Annotated in this window: 17 protein-coding genes; 7 read left to right on the plus strand and 10 right to left on the minus strand. The window is 37.5% G+C overall.

Annotated features, from left to right (window positions below):
- Window positions 1-7: 7 nt before the first annotated feature.
- From PXG98_RS14540 to PXG98_RS14565, 6 genes are all read right to left on the minus strand, one after another.
- Window positions 8-1,063: a type III polyketide synthase gene (locus PXG98_RS14540; protein ID WP_276392237.1), complete on the minus strand. Its 1,056-nt coding sequence runs from the start codon at window positions 1,061-1,063 to the stop codon at window positions 8-10.
- 9 nt (window positions 1,064-1,072) lie between these two features.
- The gene (locus tag PXG98_RS14545; RefSeq protein ID WP_276392240.1) at window positions 1,073-1,780 is read right to left on the minus strand and encodes a methyltransferase domain-containing protein; all 708 of its coding nucleotides are present in this window, start codon (window positions 1,778-1,780) and stop codon (window positions 1,073-1,075) included.
- Window positions 1,780-2,901 (minus strand): NAD(P)/FAD-dependent oxidoreductase, encoded by a 1,122-nt coding sequence (locus tag PXG98_RS14550; RefSeq protein ID WP_276392242.1) that lies wholly within the window; start codon window positions 2,899-2,901, stop codon window positions 1,780-1,782. The genes PXG98_RS14545 and PXG98_RS14550 overlap by 1 nt, the downstream gene beginning before the upstream one ends.
- 71 nt (window positions 2,902-2,972) lie before the next feature.
- Complete coding sequence (locus PXG98_RS14555; protein WP_276392245.1) at window positions 2,973-3,653, minus strand: YiaD family glycine zipper/OmpA-like lipoprotein; 681 nt, start codon at window positions 3,651-3,653, stop codon at window positions 2,973-2,975.
- A 10-nt stretch (window positions 3,654-3,663) separates the two neighbouring features.
- Window positions 3,664-4,170, minus strand: coding sequence for a hypothetical protein (locus PXG98_RS14560; RefSeq protein WP_276392247.1), 507 nt, complete (start codon window positions 4,168-4,170; stop codon window positions 3,664-3,666).
- A gap of 75 nt (window positions 4,171-4,245) precedes the next feature.
- Window positions 4,246-6,222, minus strand: coding sequence for an alpha-ketoacid dehydrogenase subunit alpha/beta (locus tag PXG98_RS14565; protein ID WP_276392249.1), 1,977 nt, complete (start codon window positions 6,220-6,222; stop codon window positions 4,246-4,248).
- 126 nt (window positions 6,223-6,348) lie between these two features.
- On the opposite strand from PXG98_RS14565, the gene PXG98_RS14570 reads away from it, so the two are divergent.
- The 5 genes from PXG98_RS14570 (at window position 6,349) to PXG98_RS14590 (ending at window position 10,441) form a co-directional block, all read left to right on the plus strand.
- Entirely contained in the window at window positions 6,349-7,299 is a 951-nt protein-coding gene (locus tag PXG98_RS14570; RefSeq protein WP_276392251.1) for an isopenicillin N synthase family dioxygenase, read from the plus strand.
- Window positions 7,300-7,321: 22 nt separating this feature from the next.
- Complete coding sequence (locus tag PXG98_RS14575; RefSeq protein ID WP_276392252.1) at window positions 7,322-7,651, plus strand: translation initiation factor; 330 nt, start codon at window positions 7,322-7,324, stop codon at window positions 7,649-7,651.
- Window positions 7,652-7,786: 135 nt separating this feature from the next.
- Window positions 7,787-8,719: a DUF1835 domain-containing protein gene (locus PXG98_RS14580; RefSeq protein WP_276392254.1), complete on the plus strand. Its 933-nt coding sequence runs from the start codon at window positions 7,787-7,789 to the stop codon at window positions 8,717-8,719.
- 1 nt (window position 8,720) lies between these two features.
- A complete protein-coding gene (locus PXG98_RS14585; protein ID WP_276392257.1) occupies window positions 8,721-9,593 on the plus strand; it encodes a nucleoside phosphorylase in 873 nt (290 codons plus the stop codon).
- Window positions 9,590-10,441, plus strand: a complete 852-nt coding sequence (locus PXG98_RS14590) for a substrate-binding domain-containing protein (protein WP_276392260.1) — start codon at window positions 9,590-9,592, stop codon at window positions 10,439-10,441. Before PXG98_RS14585 ends, PXG98_RS14590 begins: the two co-directional genes overlap by 4 nt.
- Here the strand turns inward: PXG98_RS14590 and PXG98_RS14595 are convergent.
- Complete coding sequence (locus PXG98_RS14595; protein ID WP_276392263.1) at window positions 10,428-11,093, minus strand: uracil-DNA glycosylase; 666 nt, start codon at window positions 11,091-11,093, stop codon at window positions 10,428-10,430. The genes PXG98_RS14590 and PXG98_RS14595 overlap by 14 nt on opposite strands.
- A gap of 160 nt (window positions 11,094-11,253) precedes the next feature.
- On the opposite strand from PXG98_RS14595, the gene PXG98_RS14600 reads away from it, so the two are divergent.
- Both PXG98_RS14600 and PXG98_RS14605 read left to right on the plus strand, forming a co-directional pair.
- Entirely contained in the window at window positions 11,254-13,428 is a 2,175-nt protein-coding gene (locus PXG98_RS14600; RefSeq protein WP_276392265.1) for an endonuclease MutS2, read from the plus strand.
- A gap of 57 nt (window positions 13,429-13,485) precedes the next feature.
- The gene (locus PXG98_RS14605; protein ID WP_276392267.1) at window positions 13,486-13,899 is read left to right on the plus strand and encodes a thiol-disulfide oxidoreductase DCC family protein; all 414 of its coding nucleotides are present in this window, start codon (window positions 13,486-13,488) and stop codon (window positions 13,897-13,899) included.
- On the opposite strand, the gene PXG98_RS14610 is transcribed toward PXG98_RS14605, so the two are convergent.
- The 3 genes from PXG98_RS14610 to gshB are packed head-to-tail and all read right to left on the minus strand — an operon-like array spanning window position 13,900 to window position 16,920.
- Window positions 13,900-15,072 carry a peptidase MATCAP family protein gene (locus PXG98_RS14610; protein WP_276392270.1) on the minus strand — a complete coding sequence of 391 codons (1,173 nt, stop codon included), beginning with the start codon at window positions 15,070-15,072 and terminating at the stop codon, window positions 13,900-13,902.
- Window positions 15,069-15,896 (minus strand): N-formylglutamate amidohydrolase, encoded by an 828-nt coding sequence (locus tag PXG98_RS14615; protein WP_276392273.1) that lies wholly within the window; start codon window positions 15,894-15,896, stop codon window positions 15,069-15,071. Before PXG98_RS14615 ends, PXG98_RS14610 begins: the two co-directional genes overlap by 4 nt.
- Complete coding sequence (gshB, locus tag PXG98_RS14620) at window positions 15,889-16,920, minus strand: glutathione synthase (RefSeq protein WP_276392276.1); 1,032 nt, start codon at window positions 16,918-16,920, stop codon at window positions 15,889-15,891. The genes PXG98_RS14615 and gshB overlap by 8 nt, the downstream gene beginning before the upstream one ends.
- Window position 16,921 lies beyond the last annotated feature (1 nt).

Consider the following 16,921-nt stretch of genomic DNA (forward strand, 5'->3'; position numbering starts at 1 on the left):
TAACAAATTACCATCTCAACAGAACTCTTTGTGCCGAAAAACCTGGCCCAAAACTCAGAACCAAGCCATAAGAACCTTTCGGTATTTTCCGAGCCATAAACCGTTGTAACACATAGAGAACAGTTACGCTGCTCATATTTCCATATTGCCTTAAAACCTCTTTGGTATCGTCTATGTTCTTACCTAGTACGCCAAATAGTTCCTCGACAGTTTCCACTATTTTTTTTCCCCCCGGGTGAAATATAAGATGCTCTACATCATTAATGGAAATTTCATTCTTTTCTAAAAACGGATGTACAATTTCCGGAAAATAATTCGATATTACCTGGGGTACAGCCGGGTCTAAAATCATTTTTAGACCAGTATTGGCAAGATCGAAACCCATTAAATGGGTTGAATCCTTAAAATGAAACATTTCTTCGGCAATAATCGACGGCCCTTCGGCGTCTTCCTCTGAACTAAGGAGAACACAAGCTGCACCATCACCAAAAATAGCCGCACTCACCATATTGGCCATAGAAAAATCATTTAGTTGAAAGGTTGCACTAGGGCTCTCTACGGCTATAATTGCCGCACGTTTATTGGCATTAGCCTTTAAGAAGTTTGATGCGTATATTAATCCAGATACCCCAGCAGCACAACCCATTTCAGTTACCGGAAGACGCACTATGTCTGTCCGCAGATCTAATGCATCTATTAAATAAGCGTCTAGAGACGGGATCATTATTCCCGTACAACTAACCGTTATGATATAGTCTAGAGAATCTGATTCCCACTTACAGTCATTTAAGGCTTTAAACAGTACTGAAGCACCCAGTTTCTTTACTTCTCTGGCATAAATCTCATTCTTTTCCGCAAAACTACTTGCTGTAAAAACCTCTTCGGCATCCATTATAGCATAACGTTTATCTACTCCTGCTCCTTCAAATATCTTGATAACTTTACGCCTAAATCTCTGATCCTGTCCCGACAGCCACTGTTCTACCATAGGTATTATCTCTTTGGTAGCTCTACAAGTTTTAGGTAGTTCTTTTGCAACATGTTCTATACGAACTTTATTCATGAATTTTTTTTAATTGGCCTGTTTTACGATCCAAACATATCGAAAAGCCCATTTCCATGAAATGATATGCTCCGATTTTGGAAAGGATTTAGATAAGTTAATCAGGTCCTTTTTCTTAAACCCCCTTTTAATGGAGACAAGGCCATCGTGTTTCGCAATTTTTGTTTTTATAAAAATACCACTAAATAGCCTAAATAAATAGCAAGCCAAGGCACTTCTTTGCAAATCATTGACAATGACCCCGATTTGGGATAACTGAATAAAATGGGCCATAAAAGTTTTAATTTCTTGATTCTCAAAATGATGCATGGTAAGGGTACATAATAAGATGTCGCAAGTAAACTGGTCTGGTTTAAGCATCAGAATATCCTGACACACAAACTGAATTTCTGTGAAATCTTTAGACTTCTCTCTGGCTAAATCTATTGCCATTTGGTTCAAATCGATGCCTATAAAGGAAAACTTGGCCTGGTGTTTTCTAGAGATGAGAGCCAATTTCCTCAACATGGTTCCGTCGCCACAGCCCATATCTATTATAGTGTATTCCTTTTTTGGATACTCCTGAACCAAGCTATTTACTGCATTTATAGTTATAACCGCTCCCCCCAAAAGATCATTGGCTTTATTAATGTCTAAAAAAACATTTTCAAGTAGTTTTATATCTACCTTTTGGGTGTCCATAATTTCCGGGATGGCACTTCTTGTGGATAGGTTCATTACAGACGAATTGGTTTGCCATGTGTTTGTTTAATGATGCTGTTTAATAAAAGTGGAGAGGCTTTTACAATTTTTAAAGCGAAGCTAGAAATATATGGTTTAACAAATAGCGATTGTAAAAATTGCCCCGCCTTTAGGCGCGTACTAAACGTACTATTCCACTCTAGCTGATAGTCTTTTTCTAATTGAACCCTGGAATAGGCTGGGTTAGTTAAAAATGTATCAATCAAATCTGAGGCAATTTTTGCCGAATGAATTGCCATAGCCATGCCGTTCCCGCATAAGGGATGAATCAATCCGGCTGTATCTCCACACATCAGCATATGTTGCTCAACGGCCATTTTATCAGCGAAAGAAATTTGCGCTATGCTCAAGGGTTGGTTCATTACAGGTTTCGCATTTTCTAAAAAACTCTTTAAAATAGGGTTTTTAGACACTACTTTGGCATTGTATTTTGGAATACTCTTATATTTCTGAAAACTTTTGTAAGAGGCCAAATAACAAAAGTTTATGCTGCCAGTTTCCACTTTGGACAATCCCCCATAACCTCCTTCAAAGCTATGTATTCCCACCAAATCATCCGGATAATCAGGAAAGCTATAATGTGATTTTACCCCTAGCCATGGAGCCTTTTTATTGATAAACTTTCTTTTTAATTCCTTGTCTAAATTAGATCGCTTCCCATACGCTCCAATGACCACCAGCGATTTTACAATACGTTTATTTGATAGTTTTATCTCAAAATGCGTCTTAAGGAAAGAAACGTTTTTAGCTGCTCCAATAAATATCTCTGTGTTAGCCTTTAAAGCACTCTTATACATAAGATTGTCTAGTCCATACCTGCTGTATCCAAATCCTCCCAACGGGAGCTTAGATTCTGCCACCATACCTTTTAAATCGGAAATTTGAACCCTGTTGATTGGCACAGCAAGGTCTAGCTTAATCCCTATACTATGGAGATATGGCAGAATTTCATTTGAAATATACTCCCCACAAACTTTATGGTGGGGATAAGCCTCCTTTTCTGCAAGAAATACCTTATGACCTCTTCTTGCCAAATCGATACTAGCGGATAGGCCTGCCAGGCCTCCACCAATAATAGCAACATCGTATAGGTCCATTTGCGGTCCAAGAATTAAATTAAAAAACCCAACGGTATTGGTTGGGTTTTACTGATTGCTAAAAGAGACTTTTAATTAGCCTGTGCCTTTGCGTCTTCTATCATTTGCTCATTGGCTGCAACGCCAATTTCAACCCTTCTGTTTTTGGCCTGACCTTCTTTTGTGGAATTATCAAATCTCGGAGCAGTTTCTCCGAAACCTTTGACAGACATTCTTCTAGAAGCTACTCCTTGCGCTTTAAGATAGGCTGCCACGGCATCGGCTCTTTTCTTAGACAAGCTCATATTATATCCATCATCTCCAGTACTATCCGTATGTCCTTCCAACATCAAATCTGTATCTGGAAACTCAATAAATATCTCCGCTACCTTATCCAGGTTACTCTTGGCACCAGCCGTTAAATCTGAACTGTTAAAAGCGAAGTTAACGCCACTTTTGTCATCAAAAATTATTTGTATCCCTTCCCCTACTCTTTTTACATCTGCTCCAGGAACCACCTCCTCTATTTTTTTTGCTTGTTTATCCATTTGATTTCCAATAAGGCCTCCAGCTACACCCCCAATAGCAGCACCAATTAAGGCCCCGCCAATATTTCCACCGATTAAGCCGCCAACCAGAGCTCCGCCGGCAACACCTATGCCAGCACCTCTTTGGGTCTTATTAGAGTTCTTAATGGCGTTACAACTGGTATTTACTACCATCATCATAGCCGCAATTAAAAATATACTTGTTATTCGTCTTGTAATTTTCATCTTTTTAGGTTTAGAGAGTTACATCTTTAGAGACTTTGTCCAAAGTCATGACAATATCAAATGGCTGTCCATCATAGTCGGTTTGAACTCGCAGTATAGTTTGTTCAGCGGACAAGCTTTCCACGAGCATACTATATCCATCGAGGTTACCGCTAATTGGTTTGTTCTTTTCATCCACCAACTTAAATTCAATTTGGGCGGTACCGTCTCCATTATCATAGAAAGACCAAAGAATTCGGTGTGTACCTTCCTCACATCTTTCTGTTCCATTTATGGAAAATCTACCAGTTCCATTATTAGGGATAAACATCCATTCACCACCTTTAAAACATGGCGAATCGGCTATTCCGAATAAATTTGCTTTGTAAAGACCTTTTTCACCTACAAAACGCATCTCCGATAAGGTCCATGTACCTTTTAGAGTTTTTTTCTTCATTTTGGTCTGAGCATATGCCGTATCAGTAGCACCCAAAGCCACCATAATGCAAGCTAGAACCAAGTAAATGGTTTTTTTCATAATCAATATAATTTTAGAATGTGTTTAAGCTATCAAGATAAGAAATATGTCTTTTAATACACCAATATCTCACTACTAATATGCCATAATTTCTGCGACTACTTTTTTAAATCTTTCCTTGGGTAAAAACCCATTTTCCAAACTCTTTGCAAAAGGCACGGGAGTCTCTAAACTTGCTACTCTTTTAACAGGTGCATCCAAGTATTCAAAACAGTTTTCCATTACTAAGGCAGAAATATCACTTGCAATACCCCCAAACATAGTATCCTCTTGTAATATTATTAGCCTGCCTGTCTTTTTTACGGTAGAAAAAACTGTGTCTGTATCCAAAGGGCATAGGGATCTTAAATCTACCAAGTCGGCACTTAATTGTGGGTTTTGTTCTAAATAATCTAAGGCCCAATGCACCGCTGCTCCATAAGTAATAATACTTATGTCCTTCCCTTCTTTTAGCAGGGCTGCTTTACCAAAAGGCAAGGTGTAGTAAGCCGTTGGCACCTCTTGATATATACTTCTATAAAGGGCTTTATGCTCAAAAAACAAAACTGGGTTTGGGTCGTTAATAGCAGTATTTAGAAGTCCTTTTGCATCATACGGGAAAGCCGGATATACAACTTTTAGGCCCGGAATTTTTGTAAACCATGCTTCATTGGTCTGTGAATGAAACGGCCCAGCCCCAACCCCTGCGCCACATGGCATTCTAATTACAACATCCGCTTTTTCATTCCAACGATAGTGGACTTTGGCAAGGTAGTTTACAATAGGATTAAAACCGCTACTTACAAAATCTGCAAATTGCATTTCCACTATTGCCTTCATTCCGTTGATGGAAAGTCCCATTGCAGCAGAAACTATAGCAGATTCACAAATTGGTGTATTTCTAATTCTAGATTCCCCGAAAAGAGAGACAAAACCTTCTGTAATCTTAAAAACACCTCCATAATCTGCAATATCTTGCCCCATAATAACAAGATTATCATGGGTAGACATAGATTGTTTTAATGCCTCAGAAATAGCGTCTACCAAACGTATGTTCTTTGTTACATTATTTGGTATAAACTCCTCATAAACATGTGTTTTATACACATCATTTAATTCTTTAGTTTCATTAAAAATCATTGGGTTTTCTCCAAAGGCAATCTGTAATTCACTATCGATCTCGTGGATTATTTCCTTTTTATAATCTACTTCTAAACTTTCGGAAAGAATCGATGCCTGGTGCAAATAAGCCACATAGTTTTCAATAGGGTCTTTGGCAGCCCATTCTTTAAGGAGGTTTTTAGGAACATACTTTGTGCCGCTGGCCTCCTCATGTCCTCTCATCCTAAACGTCTTAAACTCTACCAAGACGGGCCTGGGTTTTTTTCGCATACTCTCTGCCAATTCTGTAACTTTCTGGTACACTTCCAAAATGTTATTCCCGTTAATTATATGCGATTCCATTCCGTAACCCACGCCCTTATCCGCTATGTCTTTACACCTAAATTGCTCATTTATTGGAGTGGAGAGGCCGTATCCATTATTTTCAACGCAGAACATCACTGGCAAATCCCAAACTGCTGCCACATTTAATGCTTCATGAAAGTCCCCTTCACTAGTTGCCCCTTCTCCTGTGAATACTGCAGTAATTTTTTTTCGTTTTTTCAATACATCGGCCAATGCAATGCCATCTGCCACACCGAGTTGGGGACCTAAATGCGAGATCATCCCGACAATATTAAATTCCTGGGTTCCAAAATGGAAGCTACGGTCCCGGCCTTTGGTAAAACCACTTTCCTTACCCTGCCATTGTGCAAAAAGTCTATATAAGGGTATTTCTCTAGCAGTGAAAACACCCAAATTCCGATGCATTGGCAAGATGTATTCATCCTTATCCAAAGCCATGGTAACCCCTACAGAAATTGCTTCCTGCCCTATTCCACTGAACCACTTGGAAATTTTACCCTGTCGCAAAAGAATCAACATCTTTTCTTCTATCATTCGAGGTTTCAACATAGCCTTATACAGCTCTAATTGTTTCTCCTTTGATATGTTTCCTGCCGAATAACGCATAAGTATTTTTTTAGCCTAGCCTTTGGCTATAAAAGTAGCAAATTTGAATGCAATATAGGTTAGCAATAGAGCTACTTATTTCCATGAATATTTTAGTAACTTTGAGTTTTATCTTAAACATTTAAAATGAGCAATATACCAAGTGTTGACCTAAGAGACTTCTTAAGTGAGGAGGAAGATACTAGGCAAAAGTTTATTTCCAATATCGGAAATGCCTTTGAGGAAATTGGATTTGTAGCCCTAGGCGGTCATTTTTTATCGCAGGAATTAGTAGCAGATCTATACAAGGAGATTAAAGACTTCTTTGATTTGCCACAGAAGATTAAAGATAGCTATGAAATTGAAGGAATAGGCGGGCAACGAGGCTATACATCTTTTGGCAAGGAGCACGCCAAGGGCAGGAAGGAAGGAGATTTAAAAGAGTTTTGGCATTTTGGTCAATATGTCAGGGACAATCCTATTTTGGCCGCGGAATATCCAGAAAACGTTAATGTAAAGGAGCTGCCGGATTTTAATAAAGTAGGCAAAGAAGCTTTTCAGATGCTTGAAAAGACAGCCCAATTTGTCTTGCGTGCTTTGGCACTGCATCTTGACCTAGAGGAGCATTATTTTGATGCCTATATAAAAAACGGAAATTCCATCCTAAGACCTATTCACTACCCACCTATTAAAGAGGAGCCCAAGGATGCAGTAAGAGCTGCAGCACATGGAGATATTAATTTAATTACCCTTTTAATGGGGGCACATGGCAGCGGTTTGCAGGTAAAAAACCATAAAGGAGAGTGGCTTGATGCCATCGCCAATGAAGATCAATTAATGATTAATGTAGGTGATATGCTCTCTAGATTAACCAATAATAAACTAAAGTCCACTATACACAGAGTAGTAAATCCTCCCAAAGAATTGTGGGGCAGTTCTAGATATTCCATACCCTTTTTTATGCATCCAATAAGCAGCATGAAGTTAAACTGTTTAGAAAACTGTATAGACAGTAGTCATCCCAAATTGTTTACAGATATTACAGCGGGAGAATATTTAAATGAAAGACTGATTGAGTTAGGGCTTATCGAAGCGTAAAACCGGCCTAAAAAAAATAGCCATGGACTTACAAGACCAATTAAAGAATCTTTTTCCCGATCATGTTCCAAGCCAGGAGGCTGAGAAATCTACAGAATCAAATCCAACAGGTCTTCAATTAAATCCAATTATTTGTAAGTACGAAAAGAGAAAAGGAAAACCTCTTACAATAATTGAAGGCTTTGAAGGAAAAGAAAGCGAGCTAAAAGAGCTGGCAAAGAATCTGAAAAAGAAATTTAGTGTAGGAGGAGGAATTAAAAATGGTAGCATTTTAATACAAGGAGACTTCAGAGACAAAATAATGCAATACCTGAGAGAAATGGGTTTTAAGACAAAACGTGTTGGAGGATAAAAACATTGAGAATAGTTCAAACTTTTCCTTTATTTAATCCCAAATCAAAATTGAAAGGCATTTTCTGTTAATTTTTTTTTGTTTATTTCGATTAAATGTTACTTTTAATCGTTATAACCTAAACAACAAATCAAAATGAGTTCCCAACTGCATATTACTAACGGGGATAGTTTTACCCAAAAGTTAAAATCTTTACAACTTAAGGGCGATATTATTACCTGGAGGGAAATGCTTTGTGAGGGAAAAACTGAGACAAATGTTGGCAGTGAATCTTTCTGGAAAACTCGCTTCGAATTTCTTCACAAGAATTATAAAGTTAGCAAATCCTGGTTTGTTGAAAAGACCCTAAAAGAATACCGTTCCCTTTGTAATCATAAACAACAAGACCAAATTATACTTTGGTTTGAATACGACTTGTTTTGTCAAGTTAATATGCTAGCGGTGTTGAGTTGGCTGAAAAAACATCGACGCTATGCTGAAATATATTTGGTTTGCAGCGGTAATGAAGATCAAACAGACAAACTTTATGGTCTTAACGACCTAAGCGACGAATATCTTCTTAGAATGTTCGACAAAAAGACAAAGTTATCGCAAAATGATATTGAGTATGCCGATTATGTTTGGCAATTATATTGCAGTGATAACCCTATCCGACTGGAAAATCTAATGGATTATGACAGCTATCAGTATGACTACCTCTCCGATGCAATCAAATCGCATCTGAAGCGATTTCCGACTATTAAAAATGGTCTGAACGAGATGGAAAACCGAATTTTAGAAATGGCCATACAGGAAAAACCCAAGTCTAAAAAGGAGCTGCTCGGAAATCTTATTGGAAGCCAAGGACTGTATGGATTTGGAGACACCCAATACGAGAGAGTAATATCTAATTTAAAGCCTCTTTTCTCTTCTTTTAACCCAGTTCGTGTAAATTCAAGAGGGAAGTCCATAGTCTTAAGCGAAAGTAACTATTATTCCCAAATCCGAGACTCCGAAGTGTATCTAGGCGGTGCATTGAAATACAACTTCCTTTACAATACCGAAACCAGCAGGATTTTAAAACTGTAGTATGCAGTTAGGTGCTTCCGAACTTATTCTCAACGCTGATCATAGTATATACCACCTTAATTTGTTACCTCAAGACATTGCACAGACCGTCATTCTTGTTGGGGATCCAAATAGAGTTCCTTTAATATCAGAACATTTCGAGACTATTGAATTTAAAAAAGGAAAAAGAGAATTTATTACCCATACAGGAAGTTTTAGGGGAAAAAGAATATCCGTTCTATCCACAGGTATTGGGGCAGACAATATAGATATAGTGATGAACGAATTAGATGCTCTGGTTAATATAGATTTTGAAAGGCGCAGAATAAAAGAGGAAAAGACAAGTCTAGACATTATACGCCTGGGTACATCAGGAAGTATACAACCAAATATATCGATTGATTCTTTTTTACTCAGTGAGTATGCCATGGGATTCGATAGTGTAATCCACTACTACGACAGCGAACACATCCAATATCCTGAAATGCAACTGGCCTTTATTGACCATATGAAATGGTCTGTTTTTAAGTCTATTCCGTATGTGGTAGATTCAGATAACATCCTGACACAAAAACTGAATTCCGAACTTACTACCTTAGGCTTTACAGCTACAAATGTTGGTTTTTATGGTCCGCAAGGAAGAAAATTACGTTTAAGATTGGAAGATGACAATCTGAATTCGAAACTATCATCCTTTAGCTATCAGGGCAAACAAATTACAAACTTAGAAATGGAGACTTCTGCTATTTTCGGTCTAGCAAAACTGTTGGGGCATAGTGCGGCTTCTTTAAATGTTATTTTGGCCAATAGAACCACGGAAGAGTTTTCTGAAAATCCAGCCAGAGCTATAGAGAATCTAATAGAGTATACCCTAGATAAAATCGGCAGCTATTGAAAACTTTACGAATAATTGGAGTTCCAGAGCATTTTAACCTACCATGGCACCTGGCCATAGAAAAGGGATTGTTTCATGAGGAGGGTATAGTTCTTGAATGGACAGATATCCCTGAAGGTACAGGAAAAATGAGTAAAATGCTGGGAGAAAACGAGGCAGATCTAGCTATTATTCTTACCGAAGGAATTGTTCGTAGTATCGTGGAAGGAAACCCATCTAAAATAATACAAAACTATATAGCCACTCCATTGCTTTGGGGTATACATGTGGGCGCAAAAAGTCCCTATTACAAACTCAAAGACCTTGATGGCAAGGTTTCGGCAATTAGTAGAATAGGAAGTGGAAGTCATTTAATGTCTTTTGTAAATGCCAAAAAACAAGCTTGGGATATAAACAACATTAACTTTAACATTATAAACACACTAGATGGTGCCATTAAAAGTATAACTTCAAATGAATCTGATTATTTCTTATGGGAACAGTTTACAACCAAGCCCTTGGTAGATAGTGGAATTTTCAGGTTTCTTGGTAATTGCCCCACTCCTTGGCCGTGTTTTGTTATTGCTGCATCGGAAAATGCTTTGATTAATAAGCTTGATGAAATAAAGGCTGTTTTAAAGTGTATTAATTCTTTTACCAGAGAATTTAAATCTATCCCTGGAATTGACATGACTCTTGCAAATAGATATAAGCAAGATCTTTTAGATATTCGAAGTTGGTTACAAATAACGGAATGGAGTCAGGATCTTACGCAAACAGCAACCCTTATGGAGGTTCAGGATACTTTAGAAGAACTAAATTTAATTTCGCACAAGCTCAGACCAGAATTACTTTTTACCAACGTATAGGGCTTCTCTCTAATTCTAGCAACAATTTATTGGTTTTACTAAAGTGCTTGTTGCCGAACCAATAGCCCCTATTCGCGCTTAAAGGTGATGGATGTCCACTTTCTAAGATATAGTGTGTTTTACGATCTATTAAACGACCTTTTTTCTTTGCATAACCTCCCCATAAAAGAAAAATAATGCCCTCCTTATTATTTGAAACTGTTTTTATTACTTCATCTGTAAACTTCTCCCATCCTTTATTTTGATGACTTCCTGGCTGTTTTTCGCGCACTGTGAGTGTAGCATTTAATAGCAGCACCCCTTGTTTGGCCCACGAAGTTAAATCACCACTTTGCGGATAAGGCTTGCCTACATCTTTTTCAAGTTCTTTAAAAATATTCTTTAAGGAAGGGGGATGATCCAGCTCGGGACCTACGGAAAAGCTCATCCCTTTAGCCTGCATCGGACCGTGATAAGGGTCTTGCCCTAAAATTACTACCTTAACTGCGTTGAATGGACAATGATTAAAAGCGGCGAAAATATTTTTTTCTTCAGGATAGCACGTATTGTTTTTATACTCTTCTCTAACAAAGTTAGCTAACTCTTGGAAATATGGTTTTTCAAACTCCCCTTTTAGCTGGTTTTTCCAGCTTTTTTGAATATTTACTCTCATCTAGAATACTATCATATAGAGATCAAAACTACTTTAATTGAGTTTAATTTTCACAATCGCTTGTAAGCTTACTTCTTTAATTGCCCTATTTGTTAGAATTTTCAAAACCCTTTTTTTGAGTGTGCAGCCTATTCCATACCTTTGACAGCCGTATAATTTTATGAAACAGTTGATTGAACATAAGACACTAGAAGATTTAGAATTTCCATTGGTTTTACAAGAAATTTCCAGTCGTTGTAACACAGAACTTGGAAAAAAAAGAGCTTTGGCCTTGTTGCCTTTTCTATTGGAAAAGAAAATTCACTTTAGTCTGGGGGTTACTTCGGAATATCTGGCGTCTTTCGAAAACGACAATCGCATTCCCAACCATGGTTTTGAAAGTATTACAAAAGAAATAAAATACCTCAATATAGAAAACACAACTCTTGAAGTGGAAAGTTTTAGGCGTATTTCAACTGTTTGTCTTACCGTTAGTACACACAAAAAGTTCTTTTTAAAATTTAACGAATACTACCCTTTACTAAGTGAAACCGCAAGCGCCTTAGTTTATGAAGCCCATATTTTAGAACAGATTAATGCGGTGGTAGACAAGTTTGGAGAAATAAGGGATGATGCCTCTGAGCAGCTACACGTCCTTCGAAAAGAAATGAATATAGTCCGAGCAAAAATCAGTCAGAGTTTTAACCAGGCGCTGTATAAATACCAGGCATCAGAATTTCTTGACGACATAAAGGAAAGCGTAGTAGATAACAGAAGGGTATTGGCGGTAAAATCCATGTATCGAAAAAAGGTTAAAGGTTCGGTTATGGGAGTCTCAAAGACAGGTAGTATCAGCTATATAGAACCAGAAACGACGCTTAATTTTAGCAGAGAATTAAACAATCTGCTTTTTGATGAGAAAGAGGAAATTCAGCGCATTCTAAATCAATTAACCCTTTCAATTAGGCCCTATCGAGATTTGCTAATAAACTACCAAGATTATCTCGCTCAAATAGATATTACAGCGGCTAAAGCAAAATATGCGAAAGACATAAACGCTCTTCTACCGAAAATCAATCAAGATGGAAAGTTATATTTACGCAATGCCTATCACCCTTTGTTATGGTTAAGCAATAAGCGAAGTAATGTTAAGACTTATGCGCAGACCATAGAGTTAGATCAAAACAGACGTATCATTGTTATTTCTGGCCCCAATGCCGGAGGAAAAAGTATTACGCTAAAAACTATTGGACTATTACAGTTAATGCTGCAAAGCGGTATACTTATTCCCGTTCATGAGAGAAGTTCGGTTTGTCTTTTTCAGAACATTCTTACCGATATAGGTGATAATCAATCTATTGAAAACCATTTGAGTACTTATAGTTACCGCTTAAAGAATATGCGAAGTTTTCTTAAAAAATGTAACGAGGAAACTATGTTCCTTATCGATGAATTTGGAACAGGAAGTGATCCAGAATTAGGAGGGGCATTGGCAGAAGCTTTTTTAGAAGTTTTTTATGATCGCGGAGCCTATGGGGTAATTACCACACATTACGCCAACCTTAAGGCGTTGGCAGACGAATTACCACATGCAACCAATGCTAACATGCTTTTTAATTCCAAAACCCTGGAACCCATTTACACATTAGAACTAGGCCAACCAGGGAGTTCTTTTACATTTGAGGTAGCACAAAAAAATGGCATCCCATATAATCTCATAAACAAAGCCAAAAAGAAAGTTGCAAGAGGTAAATTGCGTTTTGATGCTACTATTGCCAAAATGCAAAAAGAACGCTCTAAAATGGCTCAAACCGGGAATAGACTGGAAGAAGAAGAGTCAAAAGCCAGAGAAGAGGCAGTGCGATTAGAAAAGTTGAATGCCAAGATAAAATCCAAGCTAGAGAATTACCAAGAACTCTATGCACATGACCGGCGTATGATTCTTCTTGGTAATAAGGTTAATACAGCTTCTGAAAAATACTTTCAGGATAAGAAAAAGCGAGTATTGGTTTCTGAATTACTTCGAATCGTAGAAACAGAAAATAGCAAACGGAAGAAAAAATCTGCTGCAGAAGCCAAGAAAGCTAGGCAAAAGAAAGCCCAAACTGCACAGGAAGTACAGAAGGAGGTTAAAATTATAAAAAAGAAGAAAGCCATTGAAAACAAAAGAACCAGGCAAAAAGAGATACAAAAACCTAAAGCGGTACTAAAAATTGGTGATCGAGTGCGCATGCCAGACGGAAAAGCCGTTGGAGTAATAGATAAAATAGAAAAAAACAAAGCCGTGGTGAATTATGGCATCTTTACCACGAATATTGGGGTTGATCAATTAGAATTGGTAGAAAAGAAAAAGTAATTCTTCTTAAGAAACGAAAACCATTCAATATATTAGAATTCGCAGTATTTTTACCAAATGAAAATTCCAGAAGATAAGGCGGTAATTTTTTTCGACGGAGTGTGTAATCTATGCAATGATGCGGTTCTATTCATAATTAAAAGAGACAAAAAAAATAAATTTCTATTTGCTCCATTGCAAGGAATTGCCGGAGAAGAGTTTATTAAGTCGCGTAATATAGATCTTACTAAAATAGACTCCATTATACTTTACGAGCCCAATCTCGCATATTATTCCAAGTCAACAGCGGCACTAAAAATCGGAAAGTCCTTTGGCGGCTTCTACCAAATTTTAGCAATATTCGAATGGTTGCCGGCATCCCTAAGGGACGCCATATATGATATTATAGCAAGAAACAGATACCAGTGGTTTGGAAAAAAAGAGGCTTGTATGATTCCGACACCAGAACTGCAGTCCAAGTTTATGGACTAACTATTTTAGATTGTTTAGAATAAAATCTAACTTATCATTATCTAGTGTCTTTTTGGCGTAAGCGTGGTTATTAAAGCTTATTTCATTCGCCAAACCTAAACGCTTCATATAAGCTATATCGTCCAAATAATTTAGTGATACTTTGCCACTTAAGAGAGTATCTAGGGATTCTCCTTTTTGGTACCTTTTATAAATTTTCTTCAATCCACTTAGATACAAACGATCTTTTGTAAAACCTCCGCCACGATGAGCCCGCAGTGTAATTCCAAAGGCCTCATGTTTGTTTAGTTTATATTGATTGTGGATAAGATCAAAGGTATCGCAGAAGCTGTAACCTTTAATTAAACTATCGGAAGCTAACACTCTATAAGACAATTCTTTGAGTCTTTTTAAAGTTAAAGCCCCACTCATGTATTCACTAAAAACAGCCAAACCTTCCTGGGTTTCCACATTCTTCGGAAAACCATTAGAAAATATTTTTAGAGGCTGTAGTAATCCATTAAATGTGGTTACTAAATGTACGCCAATCTCGTGATTTGCCAGCGTAAGGAGTTGGTTCTGACTAAACTTTGCATTTCTCTTTATCAGGAGGGTTTTTGTAGCATTGCTAACCATGGCATCGGCAGAGATATGTGTTGCATATTTAATGTGAAAAGGAAAGTCATAAGACTTGGCAAAATCTTCAAAATACCTTTTTGCATCTTCTGGTGAAAATACTTTTTCCATTTCTGCAGTTGCTGGCTCATCTTCGAAATGAAGAATAAACTTAGCATTTTGCACATCCTTCTCTGTTGGTGTACCATATATCCGAAGGGAATTGTAGTAAAACTCCTTTCCATTCCCTATAGTTTTTATACACTGCACCATATTGGCGTAGTAATAAATAATCTCGGTATACAAGTTCCTTAACGCTGGGTCTGAAATTCGTTCTAGTCGCTGAGAATAGAAGAGGCGATGCAGTTTATATGGATCGAACTTTAGCTTTGGGTATTTAAAATGAGGCTCATAGCTATATTTAGAGGCAAAAAAATGATTTTTCTCCTTTTCAATATTTAGTGGATTTACATAACTCAACAACTCAATTCTGCGAATTAGACGGTCCAAGTTAGCGTCTATTTCCAAGAGGTTAGGATATGCTTGTTGTAAACTAGTCAGCGACTTTTCCGTGATCATAAATCAGAAACCTGAAATTCTTTAGCCTGCAAAGGTATTAATTCTTTTAATTCTAATTCTACCCTTCTTACCACTTCAGGGAAAAGAATACCCGTGTATTCATCGCAGTAAATCTTAGAAATTTCCGTTGCGAGGACCAAAGTATTTTGAAATGCAGCAGTTATGTGCTTTAAAAAATAACCATTACCCTGAAAGGTGTCGTTTAGTAAACAGTCCGATTTTATCTGGTGAGGTAATTGAATTCCTCCTAACTTTTTTTGCCAGGACTCTATGATATTCCCAAATCGTTTCTGGTCTAAATTGGTTGTTCCCAGGTTCCAGGTAGGCACTTCTCTATCCCATCTTTTCCAATTATAGCTATGCATATCAAAAACTATAACTCTTGAATGTAACTTTTCCAATTGAAACAGCAATGCATCTACAACCTCATAGAAACTATAGTGTTTAGACAAACTACGGCTGTGCTCTTGTTCAGAAAGAGGTGTTTTCCAAAGTTGTTTACCCCAAGCGTCCGAATAAATAGCAGCTTCTGGCGGGCGGTTAAGGTCGTATTCGAATCTAGAATCTGCACCAGCGATAACTATAGGGTGTGATTTTACCATTTCTTTGGTACAGGGATCTTCTTCATACCATCTGTCGTATTCACTATGCAGACAGTTATCCCATAACGATTTTCTAAACTGATGCCCATCATGTACAGCTGCACAAACATAAGAAGTATAGCTTTCAATTTTTAAATAAAAGGAATAGTCTTCTGAAACCGCTTCAAAGGGTATTTTATCGCTAATATTAGAAATTATTTGTGCTACGCTAAGTCTAAGCATTTTCAACCTCATTGCGTAACCTCGACCTTCTGTCAAAGGCTTTTAATTTATCCATTACCTTGCTTTCAATAAAGTCGATTACCTTAGATTGGATTTTGGTTTTATAAACCTTGTTCATATAGGTTATTCCGCCTGGCGACATTACATTAACTTCCACCAATTTACCGCCAATTACATCAATCCCAACAAAAAACAAACCATCCTTAACCAACTTCGGGCCAATTTGTTTGCAAAGCGCCTTTTCTTGTTTCGTAAGACTATGTTTTGCTACAGAACCTCCTGCAGAAACGTTAGATCTATGGTCGTCAGATCCGGGAATCCTTCTCATTGCACCTATTGGTTCCCCATTTAAAATTAAAATTCGGATATCTCCCTGGTCTGCCCCTTCAATATACTCCTGAAGAATCACGTAGTTAGAAGTACCGTCTGAATTGGTCACATAGAAATCTAACAGAGACTTAATATTAGACATAGCGGATTTTTCAATCAAAATAACCCCTGAGCCACCAAAACCATTCAGTGGTTTAAGAATCATTTTATCCGCTTTAGACTCCTTAATTTGTCTTACTAAATAGTTTTTATTTTTAGAAACATGTGTAGCTGGAATTATGTTGCTGTGACTATCCCCAAAAGCAGCCGTATATAATTTATTATTGGCTTCTCTAAGGCCTTGCAGTGAATTAACTATAAATACATCATCCTTGACCGAATCTAAAAAGTTTAGCATTAAGGGGTCTAAGGGTGGATTAGCTCTCATAAAGATTACGTCGAATCCCGCCAGAGGTAGCATCTCCTCTCTAATTTTTGCCTGTTTATAGAAACTTTTTAGATTCCCTGGAACTTTTGCCATTCTCCCGACGACCGTACAAAAAGCATTGGTCACACTATTTCTTATGGTAAGGTTAGCCGGGGTGCATAGTGCCACGCCATGATTTCTTTTAACACATTCATGGATTAGGGTAAGACTAGTATCGTTTTCTGGGTCTATTTCTTCCCAAGGATACATTAGAAAGCAAATATTCATT

The sequence above is a fragment of the Eudoraea chungangensis genome, assembly GCF_029360665.1.
GTDB lineage: Bacteria > Bacteroidota > Bacteroidia > Flavobacteriales > Flavobacteriaceae > Eudoraea > Eudoraea chungangensis.